The organism is Pseudomonas sp. IPO3778 (genome assembly GCF_013386825.1).
Lineage (GTDB): Bacteria > Pseudomonadota > Gammaproteobacteria > Pseudomonadales > Pseudomonadaceae > Aquipseudomonas.
Genome location: NZ_JACARC010000029.1, coordinates 165,250 through 183,700, shown reverse-complemented (window position 1 = coordinate 183,700; position 18,451 = coordinate 165,250). Strand labels below are relative to the sequence as shown.

At 62.3% G+C, this 18,451-nt stretch carries 14 protein-coding genes and 1 pseudogene; 12 read left to right on the top strand and 3 right to left on the bottom strand.

Features of this window, described 5'->3' with window-relative positions:
* Positions 1–74: 74 nt before the first annotated feature.
* The 4 genes from HX855_RS14240 to HX855_RS14225 are packed head-to-tail and all read left to right on the top strand — an operon-like array spanning position 75 to position 3,365.
* Positions 75–764, top strand: coding sequence for an ABC transporter permease (locus HX855_RS14240; RefSeq protein WP_177083685.1), 690 nt, complete (start codon positions 75–77; stop codon positions 762–764).
* Positions 761–1,459: an ABC transporter permease gene (locus HX855_RS14235; protein ID WP_177083686.1), complete on the top strand. Its 699-nt coding sequence runs from the start codon at positions 761–763 to the stop codon at positions 1,457–1,459. Before HX855_RS14240 ends, HX855_RS14235 begins: the two co-directional genes overlap by 4 nt.
* Position 1,460: 1 nt before the next feature.
* Positions 1,461–2,573 carry a M14 family metallopeptidase gene (locus tag HX855_RS14230; protein WP_177083687.1) on the top strand — a complete coding sequence of 371 codons (1,113 nt, stop codon included), beginning with the start codon at positions 1,461–1,463 and terminating at the stop codon, positions 2,571–2,573.
* A 27-nt stretch (positions 2,574–2,600) separates the two neighbouring features.
* Positions 2,601–3,365 carry an ABC transporter ATP-binding protein gene (locus HX855_RS14225; RefSeq protein ID WP_177083688.1) on the top strand — a complete coding sequence of 255 codons (765 nt, stop codon included), beginning with the start codon at positions 2,601–2,603 and terminating at the stop codon, positions 3,363–3,365.
* 47 nt (positions 3,366–3,412) lie between these two features.
* Here HX855_RS14225 and HX855_RS33295 read toward each other — a convergent pair.
* Positions 3,413–3,502 (bottom strand): annotated as a pseudogene (locus tag HX855_RS33295) (outer membrane lipoprotein carrier protein LolA); the annotation flags it as partial.
* Positions 3,503–3,586: 84 nt separating this feature from the next.
* Here HX855_RS33295 and argR point away from each other — a divergent pair.
* Positions 3,587–4,567 carry a transcriptional regulator ArgR gene (argR, locus tag HX855_RS14220; RefSeq protein ID WP_177083690.1) on the top strand — a complete coding sequence of 327 codons (981 nt, stop codon included), beginning with the start codon at positions 3,587–3,589 and terminating at the stop codon, positions 4,565–4,567.
* 9 nt (positions 4,568–4,576) lie between these two features.
* On the opposite strand, the gene HX855_RS14215 is transcribed toward argR, so the two are convergent.
* A complete protein-coding gene (locus tag HX855_RS14215; RefSeq protein ID WP_177083692.1) occupies positions 4,577–9,544 on the bottom strand; it encodes a leucine-rich repeat domain-containing protein in 4,968 nt (1,655 codons plus the stop codon).
* 299 nt (positions 9,545–9,843) lie between these two features.
* Here HX855_RS14215 and HX855_RS14210 point away from each other — a divergent pair, with 299 nt between their 5' ends.
* The 7 genes from HX855_RS14210 to astE all read left to right on the top strand — a co-directional run bounded on the left by HX855_RS14210 (position 9,844) and on the right by astE (position 17,722).
* Positions 9,844–11,064, top strand: coding sequence for an aspartate aminotransferase family protein (locus HX855_RS14210; RefSeq protein ID WP_177083694.1), 1,221 nt, complete (start codon positions 9,844–9,846; stop codon positions 11,062–11,064).
* A gap of 244 nt (positions 11,065–11,308) precedes the next feature.
* On the top strand, positions 11,309–12,328 hold the full coding sequence (gene aruF / locus HX855_RS14205) for an arginine/ornithine succinyltransferase subunit alpha (RefSeq protein ID WP_177083696.1): 1,020 nt from the start codon (positions 11,309–11,311) through the stop codon (positions 12,326–12,328).
* A gap of 49 nt (positions 12,329–12,377) precedes the next feature.
* Complete coding sequence (astA, locus tag HX855_RS14200; RefSeq protein ID WP_177083698.1) at positions 12,378–13,403, top strand: arginine N-succinyltransferase; 1,026 nt, start codon at positions 12,378–12,380, stop codon at positions 13,401–13,403.
* Entirely contained in the window at positions 13,400–14,869 is a 1,470-nt protein-coding gene (gene astD / locus HX855_RS14195) for a succinylglutamate-semialdehyde dehydrogenase (RefSeq protein ID WP_177083949.1), read from the top strand. The genes astA and astD overlap by 4 nt, the downstream gene beginning before the upstream one ends.
* A gap of 176 nt (positions 14,870–15,045) precedes the next feature.
* Positions 15,046–16,392, top strand: coding sequence for an N-succinylarginine dihydrolase (astB, locus tag HX855_RS14190; protein ID WP_177083700.1), 1,347 nt, complete (start codon positions 15,046–15,048; stop codon positions 16,390–16,392).
* Between the two features lie 23 nt (positions 16,393–16,415).
* Entirely contained in the window at positions 16,416–16,706 is a 291-nt protein-coding gene (locus HX855_RS14185) for a hypothetical protein (protein WP_003214319.1), read from the top strand.
* A gap of 11 nt (positions 16,707–16,717) precedes the next feature.
* On the top strand, positions 16,718–17,722 hold the full coding sequence (gene astE, locus HX855_RS14180) for a succinylglutamate desuccinylase (RefSeq protein ID WP_177083702.1): 1,005 nt from the start codon (positions 16,718–16,720) through the stop codon (positions 17,720–17,722).
* Between the two features lie 146 nt (positions 17,723–17,868).
* Here astE and HX855_RS14175 read toward each other — a convergent pair whose 3' ends face one another.
* Positions 17,869–18,378 (bottom strand): 6,7-dimethyl-8-ribityllumazine synthase, encoded by a 510-nt coding sequence (locus tag HX855_RS14175; protein WP_003214313.1) that lies wholly within the window; start codon positions 18,376–18,378, stop codon positions 17,869–17,871.
* Positions 18,379–18,451: the final 73 nt, after the last annotated feature.

Sequence of the window (18,451 nt, the reverse complement as noted above, 5' to 3'; positions counted from 1 at the left end):
TCCAGAATGGCGCAAGCAACAGGGTCTCTGAAGTTTGCGCCATTTTTTCATCCCCCTTTTCGAGGACCTGAATCATGTTGAAAGGCTACGGGGCTGTCATCCTCGATGGCGCATGGTTGACGCTTCAGCTCGCCTTGTCGTCCATGGCCTTGGCCATTGTTCTGGGTCTGATCGGGGTCGCGTTGCGCCTCTCGCCGGTGCGCTGGTTGGCCTGGCTGGGCGATCTGTACTCCACGGTGATCCGCGGGATCCCCGACCTGGTGCTGATCCTGCTGATTTTCTACGGCGGTCAGGACCTGCTTAACCGCGTTGCGCCCCTGCTGGGCTACAACGACTACATTGACTTGAACCCCTTGGCCGCCGGTATCGGCACCCTGGGTTTCATCTTTGGCGCCTACCTTTCGGAAACTTTCCGTGGCGCCTTCATGGCCATTCCCAAGGGCCAGGCCGAAGCCGGCATGGCCTATGGCATGAGCCCGTTCCAGGTGTTTTTCCGGGTGATGGTGCCGCAGATGATTCGGCTGGCGATCCCCGGGTTTACCAACAACTGGCTGGTACTGACCAAGGCCACCGCACTGATTTCTGTGGTGGGCCTGCAAGACATGATGTTCAAGGCCAAGCAGGCGGCAGACGCCACTCGCGAGCCTTTTACCTTCTTCCTCGCGGTGGCGGCGATGTACCTGGTGATCACCAGCGTGTCGTTGCTGGCCCTGCGTCATCTTGAGAAGCGCTACTCGGTAGGCGTAAAGGCGGCTGATCTATGATCTTCGACTACAACGTCGTTTGGGACGCCATGCCGCTGTACCTCGGCGGCTTGCTGACCACCCTGAAACTGCTGGCCATCTCACTGTTCTTCGGCTTGCTCGCGGCCTTGCCCCTGGGCCTGATGCGCGTGTCCAAGCAGCCGATCGTCAACGGCGTGGCCTGGCTGTACACCTACGTGATCCGCGGCACGCCGATGCTGGTGCAGCTGTTTTTGATCTACTACGGCCTGGCCCAGTTTGAAGCGGTGCGTGAAAGCTTCCTGTGGCCGATGCTGTCCAGTGCGACCTTCTGCGCCTGCCTGGCGTTCGCCGTGAACACCAGCGCCTACACCGCCGAAATCATCGCCGGCAGCCTCAAGGCCACGCCCCATGGCGAGATCGAAGCCGCCAAGGCCATGGGCATGTCGCGCTACAAGCTGTATCGCCGGATCCTGCTGCCATCGGCCCTGCGCCGGGCGCTGCCGCAATACAGCAACGAAGTGACCATGATGCTGCAGACCACCAGCCTGGCCTCCATCGTGACCCTGATCGACATCACCGGTGCCGCGCGCACAGTGAACGCCCAGTACTACTTGCCGTTCGAGGCGTATATCACCGCCGGTGCGTTCTACCTGTGCCTGACCTTTATCCTGGTGCGCCTGTTCAAGTTGGCCGAAGGCCGCTGGCTGAGCTACCTGGCTCCACGGAAGCATTGATATGGAACGTATCGATCACCTGTTGCCCTGGGGGCACCTGGGCTGTGAACGCCAGCTGACGGTGTTCCGTTTCGGCAGCGGCGAGCGCAAGGCCTATATCCAGGCCAGCCTGCACGCCGATGAATTGCCCGGCATGCGGGCCGCCTGGGAGCTGAAAAAGCGCCTGGCCGAACTGGAACAGCAAGGCGCCCTCAACGGCGTGATCGAGCTGGTGCCGGTGGCCAATCCGATGGGCCTGGGGCAGTTGCTGCAAGGCAGCCACCAGGGCCGTTTCGAGATCGGCAGCGGCAAGAATTTCAACCGGGATTTCGTTGAGTTGAGCGAGCCGGTAGCCGAGCTGCTCGAAGGCAAATTGGGCGATGATCCCCACGCCAACGTGCGCATGATCCGCCAGGCCATGAGTGATGCACTCAATGCATTGCCCGAGCCGAGCAGCCAGTTGCAAGGCATGCAGCGCATCCTGCTGAGCCATGCCTGCACTGCCGACGTGGTGCTCGATTTGCATTGCGATGCCGAGGCCGCGCTGCACATGTACGCGCTGCCGCAGCACTGGCCGCAGTGGCGTTCGCTGTCGGCGCACCTGAATGTGAAGGTTGGCCTGCTGGCGGAAGATTCCGGCGGCAGTTCGTTTGACGAAGCCTGTTCGCTGCCATGGTTGCGCTTGTCCCGGGCGTTCCCGGAGGCGCAGATTCCCCTGGCGTGCCTGGCGACTACATTGGAGCTGGGCGGCCAGGCCGATACCGGTCGTGACGAAGCGATTTTCCACGCCGAAGGCATTCTGGCGTTCCTCGCCGAGCAAGGCCTGATCCGTGGCGAGTGGCCGGCGCCGCAACACGAACCCTGCGAAGGCTTGCCTTTCGAAGGCACCGAGTTGTTGTTCGCGCCCCACGCCGGCGTGATCAGTTACCTGCGTAAAGCCGGGGAGGTGGTGGAAGCCGGCGACCCGATATTTGAAGTGATCGATCCCTTGTCCGACCGCGTGAGCATTGTGTGCGCGGGCACGCCGGGGGTGTTGTTTGCCGTTGAACGGCTACGTTATGCCCAAGCGGGATTCTGGCTGGCCAAGGTGGCGGGGCGCGAAGCGCTGCGGCACGGGCGCTTGCTCAACGACTGACCCACTGTTTTTGTGAGAACCGACCGCATGTACAAACTTGAAGTCCAAGACCTGCATAAACGCTATGGCAGTCATGAAGTGCTCAAAGGGGTGTCCCTGGCCGCCGCGGCCGGTGATGTGATCAGCATCATCGGGTCCAGTGGTTCGGGCAAAAGTACCTTTTTGCGCTGCATCAACCTGCTGGAGCAACCCCACGCCGGCAAGATTCTGCTCAATAACGAAGAGCTGAAACTGGTGGCCAACAAAGACGGCGCCATGAAGGCCGCGGACCCCAAACAGCTGCAACGCATGCGTTCGCGGCTGTCGATGGTGTTCCAGCACTTCAACCTGTGGTCCCACATGACCGCGCTGGAAAACGTCATGGAAGCGCCGGTGCATGTGCTGGGCATGTCGAAAAAAGACGCCCGGGACAAGGCCGAGCACTACCTGGCCAAAGTCGGCGTGGGCCATCGTAAGGATGCGTTCCCGGGCCACATGTCCGGTGGCGAGCAGCAGCGTGTGGCGATTGCCCGTGCGTTGGCGATGGAGCCTGAGGTGATGCTGTTTGACGAGCCCACCTCGGCCCTCGACCCGGAGCTGGTGGGTGAAGTGCTCAAGGTGATGCAGGACCTTGCCCAGGAAGGCCGGACCATGGTGGTGGTGACCCACGAAATGGGCTTTGCCCGTGAGGTTTCCAACCAGTTGGTGTTCCTGCACAAAGGCATTGTCGAAGAACGTGGCAACCCGCGTGAAGTGCTGGTTAACCCGCAGTCCGAGCGTTTGCAGCAGTTTCTTTCCGGTAGCTTGAAGTAATCATTGCTGCCTCTGTGCACTGATTTAGGGCATGCTTCCCCGCCCGTCACTGTAGGAGCGAGCTTGCTCGCGAAGAACCCGAGAGCACCACGGGGTGTCAGGTTTCCCGCGTTATCGTTGGCGATTTTCGCGAGCAAGCTCGCTCCTACAGATTTGTGTTCACTTACGGGCTAGCATTGGCCCATGCCTCTAACACTGTTTTTCGCTTCGGATAGCACTCCATGACTGCCCATCGAATAGGTTTCCTGATTTGGCCCAGCACTAAAGCACTGACGCTTGCGCTGGCTGAGGAGGCCTTGCGCGTTGCTCAGCGGGTGCATCCGGACGTGGTGTACGAACTCTCGTTTTTGCAGGCCGAGCCAGCCATGGAAGGTGCCTGGCAACTGCCGGGTGAGCCCTGGGCGGGCAAGCTGGAAGGGTTTCAAAAACTGTTCCTGCTGGCGGATGAGCCGCCGACGGTCATCGCGTCCCAGCTCAGCACCGCGCTCAAGCAATTGGTGCGGGCCGGGTGTGTGATTGGCGGTTTGTCGGCCGGTGTGTACCCGTTGGCCCAACTGGGTTTGCTCGACGGTTACCGCGCCGCCGTGCACTGGCGCTGGCAGGACGATTTTGCCGAGCGCTTCCCCAAGGTCATCGCCACCAGCCACCTGTTCGACTGGGACCGTGACCGCCTCACCGCCTGTGGCGGCATGTCGGTACTCGACTTGCTGCTGGCGGTGCTGGCCCGTGATCACGGCGCCGAACTGGCCGGCGCCGTCTCGGAAGAACTGGTGGTGGAGCGCATCCGCGAAGGCGGCGAGCGCCAGCGCATTCCGTTGCAAAACCGCCTGGGCTCCAGCCATCCGAAGCTGACCCAGGCGGTGTTGCTGATGGAAGCCAACATCGAAGAGCCCCTGACCACCGACGAAATCGCCCAGCACGTGTGCGTGTCCCGACGACAGCTCGAGCGCATCTTCAAGCAATACCTCAATCGCGTCCCCAGCCAGTACTACCTGGAACTGCGCCTGAACAAGGCCCGCCAGATGCTCATGCAAACCAGCAAGTCGATCATCCAGATCGGCCTGTCGTGCGGCTTCTCCTCGGGGCCGCATTTCTCCAGCGCCTACCGTAACTTCTTCGGCGCCACCCCCCGCGAAGACCGCAACCAGCGCCGCAGCAGCAGCCCGTTCGAATTATCGTCGGTGCCGTCCGAGCGCGGTTGAAGGTTATTCCTAGGCCTCGATTTCCATCGGTATCAGCGGTGGAAAATTGTCGACGGTCAAAGGGCGCAGCAGGTCGATCCCGGTGTCACGGGCAAACTGCACCACCTGCGCCAGGCCGCTCGCGGTGAAGGGGTTGCCGGACAAATACAGGTTATTCGCCAGTGTTCGCGGGGCTTCGTAAAGCGCGGCCGGCAAGTGGGCGATCCGGTTGTTGCGCAAGTCCGCGACCTCCAGTTTGCCGCGGGTCAATAACCCTGTCGGGAACTCGCTGATTGAGCATCGGCTCAGCGCCAGCAGGGCAATGTCGGGCATCTGGCTGACGTCGGGCGCAAACGTCAGTTGCGGGTTGCTCTGTAGATCCAGGTAAAAGATTTTCTCCATCCCCGCCAGGGCGCGAACGCTGTTTTCGGTGAGCCTGAGACGGCAGTGAACCAGGCTTAAATAGCGCAGTCTGGGCATCCTGAAAATCGCTTCGGGGATGTTCCCCAGCACTGCTTTGCGAATATTCAGCTCCCGCAGTTTCGGGAAACTTTTGAGGAACTCATCCACGCTGGTGGTGATGTTGTCGCATTCCAGCTTAATCATCGACACATGCTCGAAATTCGCCCGCAGGGCCGGGTATTCGCCCAGCAGGGGTTGCCTGAAAATCAGCTTGTGGGTGATGTGCGGTTCGGTGTTTTCCATGTCCACTTCGGTTTCGCGGCGCCAGGTTTGTTCGAGCAACTGCTTGAGTTGGGCGCGTTTAAACTGCTCGATGGCGGCGCTTTGGGCATCGAGGGGCACACCCAGCATCGGGTGTTCTGCCGGCTGTGAGACCACCCACAGCCCCAGGTCACTTTGCAGTGTCTGATACTCCTGTTGCAGGCCTGCCAGGATCCGTTGGCCCGCGTCGAGATCGCCGGGCAACCCCATCACAAAACGCGAGGCTTCCTCGGGGCCAAAGGTCGGATAGAGCGCTTCGGTGCGCGCGATATCGGTGGGCGGCGCCTGGACCGCCCAGTGTTCGCCGGTGCGTTGGTAGTACGCCTTGATCTTGTTCAGGGTGGCACGTGACAGCGGGTTGCCGGAGAAGTCGAAGGCGTTGCTGAACGCTTCGGGTAGCTCGAACAGCTCCGCCGGCAACTCGCCGATGCGGTTGTCGCGAAAGATCGCCGTGTCCAGTTTCGAGGCGTGGAAGAGGCCCTGGGGCAGGGTGCTGATGCCGGTCTCGGCCAGGTCCAGGAAGGTCAGATCGGGCAGGTTTTGAATGTTCGGTACCTGCGCCAGGGGGTTGGCGTAAAGGTCCAGCACTTGCAGCCGGGCCATCGCGGCAAGGGCGGCGTGGTCGCTGCCGCTTAAGGTAATGCCGCAGTTGCTCAGTACCAGGTCGGTCAGCCCCGGCATTTCGAACACGGTCGGCGGGATGGCGTTCAAGGGGATATTGCGCAACGCGAGGTGACGCAGTGCCGGAAAGGCGCGCAAGAATGCGTCAGCGCCGCGGGTGGTGGCGTCGCCTGTCAGGTCGAGGAAGGTGACGTGCTCCATCCGCAGATTCAGCCTCGGCAAAGGTCCGGGTGGCGCTGGGGTGAGTAGCAGTCGGTAACCACCGTCGCCACTCTGAAAGCCCTGATCGAGCTCGGTTTCCTGGCGCCAGCAGTCTTTGATTTTTTGCGCCCACTGTGTGCGTGCCTGCAGGGCGTCGGCGTATTCCTGGCGGCTGATGCGAACCTCGGTTCCCGGGTACAGTCGAGGGGTATTGGCTTCCCAGAGCGAGAGGTCGTGCTGCAGCCGGGTGTATTCGGCTTGCAGCATCACCAGCGCGCTCATTGCACCGCCAGGTTGCCGCCCCAGCCGTGTCACCAGTTCTTGCAGTTGCTCCGGCTGCGCATTGGGGAACAACTGCTGTGCGCGGTCTTCAAGGGTACGGCTGGCGGAGGCGGGGCGATAGCCGTTCATGCCGCCGGGCAGGCGCATGGTGTTGGGGTCGTAGGCCGGTTTGCTCACCGGGTGCTGGATAAGGATCTCCCGCAGGCCATTGCGGGGCAGCGGATGGTTGCGCAGGGCCTGTTGCAGTTTTTTGCCTTCGCCGATATTCAAACCCAGGGCTTTACGCTGGGCATCCGGCAGGGCCTGCAGGATTGCGGTGTGCAAGTCGGTGTGGCCATAGAGCTGGGTGCCGTGCTGATCATAGGTGTCGTACCGGGCGTTTTCGTTCATCACCAGTACTTTACGAATCGGTGCCGTGGGGTGGCCGATGCTGTCGCGCAGGGTGCCGTTGACGGAGAGGTTTTTCACCTCGAGACGCACCTCCCTCGACCAGCCGGGCAGGCGCTCCAGGGAGTGCAGGATCAACACGTCGGTATCCAGCGTATCCGCCGACCGGAGAAACAGCCCTTCATACGCTCGGGTCAACCGCACTTCCTGCTGGGCCCAGCGTGCCAGTTGCGTGAGGCGTGCGGGTACCCTGGCCCGTTGGATTTGCTGCCGTTCTTCGTGGCTGGCGCCCCGCAGCAGCTCCTCGGCAACGCTGGTGGGCAGGCCTGGCTGGGTATCGATCAGCGCCTGAATGCTGGGGGCGGGTGTTGCTTCCAGGCCGCGGTAGCGCGAGTCAAACAAGGCGGCGCGTTTGTCATCGGCCAGTTGTGCCAGTTTTTTGCGCAGCATGCCGGTGCGCACCGACAGCGCATTGGGCGACTCACCCGGTTGTTCGCCCACCAGGGTTCTGATCTCCGTTTCATTCAGGGTTTGCAGGACGATGCTCAGCAAGTCGCCCCTGGCCAGTTGCGCCTCGTGAATCTGCACCACCGGGTAGCGGGTCTTGGGGGCGTATTGCCAGGTGGTCTTGCCGTGGGCATCAAGGAAGCGCAAGGCCTTGGTTTCGGGCCATAGGTTATAGGCGGTGAGGAGCTGCAACTGGGTTTGCGGGTCTGCCCGGGTATAGAGCATCGGGTCGTCGCTGTTCATCTGGTCGATAAAGCGTTGCAGGTTTTGGTCGATTCTCAGGCGTTTGAGCTGGTCTTCCAGCAGCGGTGGCAGCGGTTCGCTGTCCAGGTGCAGTTTGCGCAGGGCGTTGCTGTCGGTTTCGCTGAAGGCGCAGGCGCGCCGCACTGGATCCAGGGGCAGGCCTTCGGCAAGCGGGCCCAGGCGCTGGATAAGCTGGTCGTCGCTCCAGGTCAGTGGCTCGTCCAGTTCGGTGTGCCAGAGGCCGGCGCGGTTGTGCCGGGCGAAGGGTTGGTAGGCGTTCGGGCGTGTAGGGTGCTGGAGCCTGAATACATCGGTTTCGCCCACGGGCTTGACCCCAAAATGCCCCTCAGGCAAGCGCACGCGGGTGGGAATGCCTGGGCCGGGCTGTGCCTGCGGCAGGTTGGCGGGCAGCCTGTAAGGGGTCAGGTCCGGGTACCAAAGGCGTGCCTGGCCGTCGGGAAGTTGCACCGGCTTCAGGCGGTCGATGAAATCCCACAGCGCCTGGGGCAACGCCTGGCGCAGCAGGCTTTCGGCGATGGGCATGCCCACGGCAAACAGGCCCAATTGCACCAGGGTTTCCATGAGTGTCATGAAGTGCGTGAACGCTTGCCGCTTCAGGCCCTCGGCCCAGTCGATGATGGATTCGAAGGTTTCATCCAGCACCTGGTAAACCGTGTAGCCGAGCATCAGCGCGCCCAAGGGCGGGAAAAACGGCGCGGCGATAAAGGCCGCGATTTCCAGCAGGGTGGTGGCGATGTTTTGCAGGGCGTCCCAGCGCTCCCAGCGTGCCTTGCGGTTGGCGCTGGCGGTGGAGACGGCGATCACGGCGGCGTCGTTGATCACCTTGTTGAGTTTGCGTTGATAGAGATGAGTCAGCAGGTTGCCGCTGATCGTGTGGGCGGCGAATTGCAGGTTGGGGTTATTGACCGGCGTGTCGCGCCACGTGGGCATCGGGTCGCCGCTGACATGGGGGTGCCAGGTCACGTGGCTTAAACGCTGATTGAGGTCGGCAAAGAAATAGCCGCGCTCTTCATGGGCGACAAACCGGCTGAAAAAATCCTGATAGGCGCGGTTGCGCAGTTTGCGGCTCAGTGCCTGCATCAGCTCGGCGCTGGAAGTGTATTGCTTGATGGGGTGTTCAGGGTCGTCCGGGATATAGGCCACCACCGGCACAGCCTCTCGGTAGCGCTCAAGGTCCGGTGCGAACAGCACAATCCCGGTCAACTGCGCCGACATCATCGTCAGGTCGTGGGCCTGCCAGGTCTTGCCGTCCAGGCGCATGCCCTGCAGGCTGTCCACCAGGCCTTCAATCAGGGCGCGCAGGGTCACGCTGAGGTCCTGCTTCATCACCGCCATGTGCAGCGCCGCCTTGAGGGCGGCGTTCTGGCTGGCGTCGACCTGCCGTTGCAGCACGGCCGAGGCCACCGGCTCCAGCAGTTGCTCGGCCAGATAGGCCTGGTACTGGCCGCCAAGGTCCAGCCTGCGGCACAGTTGGGTGAAGGCGTCGATGCTCATGCGGTCTTTGACGTCGGCGAGGGTTTCGAACTGCGCGGCATCGGCGACGTTGCGCAGGTAACTGGAGGCGCGCTCATAGAAGTCGGGACGGGTTTCGTCGGGTTCGAAGTTATGCAGGGCTGCGTCCAGCAGTGACACGGTCCAGGTGCGTGCGGCGCCGGAGCGGACGGGAAACCAGGGGATCGTGGCGGGCACGTAAAACCGGATCAGCGTCGTCTCCACATCCAGCTCCAGGGCGAACTGCGCCTTGAGTGCCTGTTGCAGCTTGGGGCGGGCAAAGGCGTTGATGTTCAGCAGCTTGTCCAGCGCCTTGTCCACCGGGTTCTGGGCGTCCCAGGCCGCGCTGTTGAGGGCCTTGAGGGTGCGGTGATCGGCGTCCGGGGCGCGGCTGTACCACGGTGGAATCGCCAGGGGCGCGCGGTGGAGGTGCTGCTGCCGGGCAGGGCTGGCGCTTCCCAGCCACGCCGGTACGGCGCTGATCAGTTGGCGGTAATGGGGGCTTGAAGTGCGGTCGTTCATGGCAACGCTTCCAAAGGGAGTAGCGCGTCATGGGACCAAAGCGTGGGGTGGCCCGAGCGGTGCATAGATGGTTTTTGGCAGGCCGCGCACAAATTGACGAGCCGATGCCGCAAACCTTGCGCCAGCGTTTAAACTGCGCCATTGCGATGCTATTTGTCGCATTGGCGTAAACCCGCGTAAATCGCGGGTTGGCGCTATAAGAAGTTGTCGCTTGGCGGCAAGGCCGCGCTGAAAACTGTCCTTACAATCCCTGCATCGCCCGCCAGTTTCAGGCAGGCGTTCCTCTTCAGGAGACTCCGATGTCCGTTGAGCAAGCCCCGGTGCAACGTGCCGATTTCGACCAGGTCATGGTTCCCAACTACGCACCTGCCGCTTTCATCCCCGTGCGTGGCGAAGGTTCCCGCGTATGGGACCAGGCGGGCCGAGAGCTGATCGACTTTGCCGGCGGCATCGCGGTCAACGTATTGGGCCACGCCCACCCGGCGCTGGTCGGTGCACTGACCGAACAGGCCAACAAGCTGTGGCACGTGTCCAACGTCTTCACTAACGAGCCGGCCCTGCGCCTGGCCCACAAGCTGATCGACGCCACGTTTGCCGAGCGTGTGTTCTTCTGCAACTCCGGCGCCGAAGCCAACGAGGCCGCTTTCAAGCTGGCCCGTCGTGTCGCGTTCGACCGCTTCGGCACCGAGAAATACGAAATCATCGCCGCGCTGAACAGCTTCCACGGCCGTACCCTGTTCACCGTGAACGTGGGTGGCCAGTCGAAGTATTCCGACGGATTCGGTCCGAAAATCGTCGGCATTACCCACGTGCCGTACAACGATCTGGAGGCGCTGAAAGCCGCCGTTTCGGACAAGACCTGCGCTGTGGTGCTGGAGCCGATCCAGGGCGAAGGCGGCGTATTGCCGGCTGAGCTTTCGTACCTGCAAGGCGCCCGCGACCTGTGCGACGCGAACAACGCGCTGCTGGTGTTCGACGAAGTGCAAACCGGCATGGGCCGCAGCGGCGAGCTGTTCGCCTACCAGCATTACGGCGTCGTGCCCGACATCCTCACCAGCGCCAAGAGCCTGGGCGGTGGTTTCCCGATCGCAGCCATGCTGACCCGCGAGGACTTGGCCAAGCACCTGGTGGTCGGCACCCACGGCACCACCTACGGCGGCAACCCGCTGGCGTGCGCAGTGGCGGAAGCGGTGATCGACGTGATCAACACGCCAGAAGTGCTGGCGGGCGTTAATGCCAAGCACGACCTGTTCGTTTCCCGTCTGGAGAAGATCGGCCAGCAATACGGCATCTTCACCGAAGTGCGCGGCCTGGGCTTGCTGCTCGGTTGCGTGCTGAGCGACGCCTGGAAAGGTAAAGCCAAGGACATCTTCAACGCCGCCGAGCGTGAAGGCCTGATGATCCTGCAAGCCGGCCCGGATGTGGTGCGTTTCGCCCCGAGCCTGGTGGTGGAAGATGCCGATATCCAGGAAGGCCTGGACCGCTTCGAACGTGCTGTTAAAAAGCTGACGCAAGCCTGATGGACCGTTTGGCGCCTGGCGATCCTGGCGTCGAACAAAAATTTTAAGGCCGGACCGGATCAAGTGTGGGAGCTGGCTTGCCTGCGATGGCGGTGCCACAGGCAACATCTGTGCTGACTGACACACCGTCATCGCGGGCAAGCCCGGCTCCCACATGGATCTGCTTACACAATAAGTCCTGTGTAGGCAGTTCCCCTGTCCGGCATTTTTCCCTCTGTGAGTTTTCGAGTTAAGGAGTGACACCATGCTGGTGATGCGCCCCGCGCAAATGGCTGATCTGGGCGAGGTACAGCGTCTGGCTGCGGACAGCCCGATTGGTGTCACCTCCTTGCCGGATGATGTCGAACGCCTGAGCGACAAGATCGCCGCAAGCGAAGCGTCCTTCGCCGCCGAAGTCAGCTTCAACGGTGAAGAAAGCTATTTCTTCGTCCTTGAAGACACCGTCGCCGGCACGCTGGTGGGCTGCTCGGCCATCGTCGCTTCCGCTGGCTACTCGGAACCGTTCTACAGCTTCCGTAACGAAACCTTCGTGCACGCCTCCCGCGAGCTGAAGATCCACAACAAGATCCACGTGCTCTCCCAGTGCCATGACCTGACCGGTAACAGCCTGCTGACCAGTTTCTACGTGGTGCCGGAGCTGGTGGGCTCGCCGTGGTCGGAACTCAACTCCCGCGGCCGCCTGCTGTTTGTGGCCGGGCACCCGGAGCGCTTTGCGGATTCGGTGGTCACCGAGATCGTGGGCTACAGCGACGAGAACGGTGACTCGCCGTTCTGGGACGCCATTGGCCGCAACTTTTTCGACCTCAACTACGCCGCCGCCGAGCGCCTGTGCGGGTTGAAGAGCCGGACCTTCCTCGCCGAACTGATGCCGCACTACCCGATCTACGTGCCACTGTTGCCGGATGCCGCCCAGGAAGCCATGGGCCAGGTGCACCCGCGGGCGCAGATCACCTTCGACATCCTGATGCGCGAAGGCTTCGAGACCGACCATTACATCGACATCTTCGACGGCGGCCCCACGCTGCACGCACGGGTGTCGGGCATTCGCTCGATCGCCCAGAGCCGTGTGGTGCCGGTGAAGATCGGCGAGATGGCCAAGGGTGTCGGCCGTCAATACCTGGTCAGCAACGGCCAGTTGCAGGATTACCGCGCGGTGATGCTGGAGCTGGACTACGCGCCGGGCAAACCGGTGGTCCTGGACCTGGAAACCGCCGAGGCCCTGGGCGTTGGCGAAGGCGCGAGCGTGCGCCTGGTAGCGGTATAAACAGAGTTTCGCGGGTGGCTGACAACAGCGGCCCGTTCGAGGAGATAGCATGATCGTTCGTCCCGTACGCAGCAGCGATTTACCGGCCCTGATTGATCTGGCGCGCAGCACCGGCACCGGCCTCACCACCTTGCCGGCCAATGAAGAGCGCCTGACCCACCGGGTCGGCTGGGCTGAAAAGACCTTTCGCGGCGAAGCCGGGCGCGGTGATGCAGACTACCTGTTCGTGCTGGAAAACGACGAAGGCCGGGTGGTGGGGATTTCCGCCATCGCCGGCGCTGTGGGCCTGCGCGAGCCCTGGTACAACTTCCGGGTGGGCCTGACCGTCAGCGCCTCCCAGGAGCTGAACATCTACCGTGAAATCCCGACGCTGTTTTTGGCCAACGACCTGACCGGCAACTCCGAGCTGTGCTCGCTGTTCCTGCACGCCGATTACCGCACCGGCCTTAACGGCCGCATGCTGGCCAAGGCGCGCATGCTGTTCATCGCGGAATTCCCGCAGCTGTTCGGTAACAAGATCATCGCCGAGATGCGCGGCATGTCCGACGAAGCCGGGCGCTCACCGTTCTGGGAAAGCCTGGGCCGGCACTTCTTCAAGATGGAATTCAGCCAGGCCGATTACCTCACCGGCGTGGGCAACAAGGCGTTTATCGCCGAACTGATGCCGAAGTTTCCGTTGTACAGCTGCTTCCTGTCCGAAGACGCGCGCAACGTGATCGGCAAGGTCCACACCGACACCGAGCCCGCCTTGAGCATGCTTAAGAGTGAAGGCTTCAGCTACCAGGGTTACGTCGACATCTTCGACGCCGGCCCGGCGGTTGAGTGTGAAACCACCAAGATCCGCGCCGTACGCGACAGCGAAGCGCTGGTGTTGGCGATTGGCACGCCGGGGGACGACGCCACGCCGTTCCTGATCCATAACCGCAAACGCGAAGAGTGCCGCATTACCGCAGCACCGGCGCGATTGGCGGCGGGCACGTTGGTGGTCGATCCACAGACCGCCAAGCGCCTGCAACTGATCGCCGGTGATCAAGTGCGTGCCGTACCGTTGTCCGCTGCCCGGGAGTCGAAATAATGAATTCGTTGTATATCGCAGGTGAATGGCTGGCTGGCCAGGGTGACGTGGTTGAGTCGCTGAACCCGGTGACCCAGCAGGTGGTGTGGTCGGGTAATGGCGCCACCGCCGAGCAGGTCGAGTCCGCCGTTCAGGCCGCGCGTCAGGCATTCCCGGCCTGGGCCAAGCGTTCCCTGGAAGAGCGCTTGAGCGTGCTGGAGGCCTTTGCGGCCAACCTGAAAAGCCGTGCCGACGAACTCGCCCGCTGCATCGGTGAGGAAACCGGCAAGCCCTTGTGGGAGTCGGCGACTGAAGTCACCAGCATGGTCAACAAGGTCGCGATCTCGGTGCAAAGCTACCGCGAACGTACCGGCGAGAAGAGCGGCCCGTTGGGCGACGCCACCGCCGTACTGCGCCACAAGCCCCACGGTGTGGTGGCGGTGTTCGGCCCTTACAACTTCCCGGGTCACTTGCCTAACGGGCACATCGTGCCGGCGTTGCTGGCGGGTAACACCGTGCTGTTCAAGCCCAGTGAACTGACCCCGAAAGTCGCCGAGCTGACCGTGCAATGCTGGATCGACGCCGGCCTGCCGGCGGGCGTGTTGAACCTGCTGCAAGGCGCGCGGGAAACCGGGATCGCCCTGGCGGCGAATCCGGGTATCGACGGTTTGTTCTTCACCGGCTCCAGCCGCACCGGCAACCATCTGCACCAGCAATTCGCCGGGCGCCCGGACAAGATCCTCGCGCTGGAAATGGGCGGCAACAACCCGCTGGTGGTGGACGAAGTGGCCGATGTGGATGCCGCCGTGTACACCATTATCCAGTCGGCGTTTATCTCGGCCGGCCAGCGTTGCACCTGCGCTCGTCGCTTGCTGGTGCCGGAAGGCGCCTGGGGCGATGCGCTGCTCGCACGCCTGGTGGCTGTGAGCTCGACCATTGAAGTCGGCGCGTTCGATCAAACGCCTGCGCCGTTCATGGGCTCGGTGATTTCCCTCGGCGCCGCCAAGGCGTTGATGGATGCCCAGGAATTGCTGCTGGCCAACGGTGCCGTCGCGCTGCTGGAAATGACTCAGCCCCAGGCCCAGGCCGCGTTGCTGACCCCCGGCATTATCGACGTGACCGAGGTCGCCGAGCGCGCTGACGAAGAGCTCTTCGGCCCGCTGCTGCAAGTGATCCGCTACGCTGATTTTGCGGGGGCCATTGCCGAGGCCAACAACACCCAATACGGCCTGGCCGCCGGTTTGCTGTCGGACTCCGAAGCGCGCTACCAGCAGTTCTGGCTGGAGAGCCGGGCCGGGATCGTCAACTGGAACAAGCAACTGACGGGGGCTGCGAGCAGCGCGCCATTTGGTGGCGTAGGGGCGTCGGGCAACCATCGCGCCAGCGCCTATTACGCGGCCGATTATTGCGCGTACCCGGTGGCCTCCCTTGAGACCCCGAGCCTGGTGCTGCCGGCCACACTGACCCCGGGCGTAACGCTTAAGTGAAAGTGACACTGATCTAATGTGGGAGCTGGCTTGCCTGCGATGGCATCACCTCGGTGTATCTGAATGACCGAGTTGCCTGCATCGCAGGCAAGCCAGCTCCCACACTTGATCGGGTTAACAGATACAGATCTGCACTTGATGCCTATAAAAATACAGATGTTCGTGGAGCCTCGCCGATGAAATCCTGTGAAGTCAATTTTGACGGTCTCGTGGGGCCGACCCATAACTACGGCGGTTTGTCCTACGGCAACGTCGCGTCCCAGAGCAACAGCCAGCAGTCCTCCAACCCGAAGGAAGCGGCGTTGCAGGGCCTGGCGAAGATGAAAGCCCTGATGGAAATGGGCTTTGTGCAAGGTGTGCTGGCGCCCCAGGAACGTCCCGATGTGGCCGCCTTGCGCAGCCTCGGTTTTGCCGGCACCGACGCGCAAGTCATCCAGCAAGCGGCCAAGCAGGCCATGCCGCTGCTGGTTGCCAGCTGCTCGGCGTCGAGCATGTGGGTGGCCAACGCCGCCACCGTCAGCCCGAGTGCCGACACCCTTGACGGCCGTGTGCATTTCACCGCTGCCAACCTCAACTGCAAATACCACCGCAGCATCGAACACCCGACCACCAGCCGCGTGCTGGGGGCGATGTTTGCCGATGGGAAACACTTTGCCCACCACGCCGCCTTGCCGGCCGTGGCGCAATTCGGCGACGAAGGTGCGGCCAACCACACGCGCTTCTGCCGTGACTATGGCGAGGCGGGCGTAGAGTTTTTCGTGTTCGGTCGCAGTGCGTTCGACACCCGCTACCCGGCACCGCAAAAGTACCCGGCGCGCCAGACCCTCGAAGCCTCCCAGGCAGTCGCTCGCCTGCACGGCCTGCGGGATGACGGCGTGGTCTTCGCCCAGCAGAACCCGGCGGTGATCGACGCCGGTGTGTTTCACAACGACGTGATCGCGGTGGGCAACGGCGAAGTGCTGTTCTATCACGAGGACGCGTTCCTCAATACCGAACAGATGCTCGGCGAATTGCAGGCCAAGCTCGGTAAAGTCGGCGGCAATTTCCAGTCGATCTGCGTGCCCCGGGCCCAGGTTGGCGTTGAAGATGCGGTGCGTTCCTACCTGTTCAACAGCCAGTTGCTGACCCGCGCCGACGGCTCGATGCTGCTGATCGTGCCGGAAGAATGCCGCGCCAACGAGCGCGTCTGGCAGTACCTGCAAGGCCTGACGTCCTCCGGCGGGCTGATCCGCGAAGTAAAAGTCTTCGACCTCAAGCAAAGCATGCAGAACGGCGGAGGCCCGGCGTGCCTGCGCTTGCGCGTAGCCTTGAATGAAACCGAACTGGCGGCGGTCAACCCAGGGGTTATCATGACGGCGCCGTTGTACGGCACGCTGACCCAATGGGTCGACAAGCACTACCGCGACAGCCTGCGGGAAACCGACCTGGCTGACCCGCAATTGCTGCTTGAGTGCCGGACGGCACTGGATGAACTGACGCAAATCCTTAAACTGGGCTCGGTTTATCCTTTCCAGATCAATTAACGCCGCACGGCTGAGAACTCTTTATGACCACCGACACCCTGAAACTGATCCTTGAAGACACCGACGGCACCCAGCTGGAAACCTCCTGCACCCGCGTCGCCGTGGTCTGGCAGGGCAAGGAGATCTGGATCCAGCACGACGGCCGTGGCCAACTGCTGATCGGCGTTGACGTGGAAGAAGGCGACGCGGAATACGCCAACCTGCTGATGCGTCCATTGGCCACCAACCTGATGAGCCTGCAACTGGAAATGGAACCGGCCGACGTTGAAGGTGATGACGACGATCACGTCCACGGTCCTGGCTGCAACCACTAAGGAAGCTGCTTATGCTCGCCCTCGGCAAACTGCTTGAACTGACCCTCGCCGGTCGCGAACCGGCGCAAAAAATTCAACTGACTGTCGACGGCGTGCAACTGCGCTGGCTCAGTGAGGGCGCGCTGGAAGTGCGGCCTCCTGAGGCGCGGGACAACGGCTGCGACGTGCTGCTGTCGTCCGGCATCCATGGCAACGAGACCGCGCCGATCGAATTGGCCGACCGCTTGCTGCATGGCATTGCCCGCGGGGAGATCAAGCCCCGTACCCGTATTCTGTTCCTGTTCGGTAACCCCGAGGCCATGCGCCGCGGCGAGCGTTATCTCGAACTGGACGTCAACCGGCTGTTCAATGGCCGTCACGAACAAAACATCGGCCCCGAAGCCATGCGCGCTGCCGAGCTTGAGCAGTTGGCTCGCACGTTCTTCAGCGTGCCCGGGCGTAGCCGTTTGCACTACGACCTGCACACCGCCATTCGTGGCTCAAAGATCGAGCAGTTCGCGCTGTACCCGTGGAAGGACGGTCGCCAGCATTCGCGCCGTGAATTGACGCGCCTGTGCGCCGCCGGCATGGAAGCGGTGTTGTTGCAGAACAAGACCTCGATCACCTTTACCGCGTTTACCTATGAGCAGCTTGACGCCGAGTCCTTCACCCTGGAGTTGGGCAAGGCCCGGCCTTTCGGGCAGAACCAGGGCGTGGACGTGTCCCGCCTGGAAACCCGCCTCACGCAGATCATCGAAGGCACCGAGCCGGCCACCGAGAGCCTCGACGGCCTGAAGCTGTTCAGCGTCTCCCGGGAAGTCATCAAGCACAGCGATGCCTTCGTCCTGCATTTGCCGGCCGACGTGGAAAACTTTTCGGAGTTGGAAAAGGGTTACCTGCTGGCCGAGGACATTGCCAAGACCCGCTGGGTGATCGAGGAGGAGGGCGCGCGCATCATCTTCCCGAACCCGAAGGTCAAGAATGGCTTGCGGGCCGGGATATTGATTGTGCCGACCACGGATGCTGGCCTTGCCTGAATCCCGAGGCCGACTCGGTCAAATGTGGGAGCTGGCTTGCCTGCGATAGGATCAACTCGGTCTGCCAGATACACCGAGGCGATGCTATCGCAGGCAAGCCAGCTCCCACACAAGCCCGGCTCTGAGACTGGGCTTTGTGGTGTTGCTTAAACCGCTAGAGCCCGTGGCTCGTTGCGACGCAGCGCGCGAACCTTGTGCAGGGTGTCGGCGCAGGTGCGTGCCGCTTCCTGGCCCTTGTGCACGAAGTGCTCGTAGAAGAAGGTGTGGTGCTCGCTGCCCGCGTGGAAGTGGTGCGGGGTCAGGGACACCGAGAACACCGGCACTTCGGTTTCCAGCTGAACCTGCATCAGGCCGCTCACCACCGACTGGGCCACGAACTCGTGACGGTAGATCCCGCCGTCCACCACCAGGGCGGCCGCGACGATACCGGCATAACGGCCGGACTTGGCCAGCAGCTTGGCGTGCAGGGGCATTTCAAAGGCGCCGCCGACTTCAAAGAAATCGATGTCCGATTCCTGGTAGCCCTGGGCGATCATTTCGGCGAGGAAACCTTTACGGCTCTGATCGACAATATCCTTGTGCCAGCAGGCCTGGATAAACGCGACACGTTCGCCGTGGTGGTTTTTGCTTTTGCTGTCGATTGCGGTGGGTTGCATGTTCTGACTCCTGTTTAAGAAAAAAACAGGGCGTTATGAATCGAATGGGATTTAAGGGTACGGACAGCTGGCG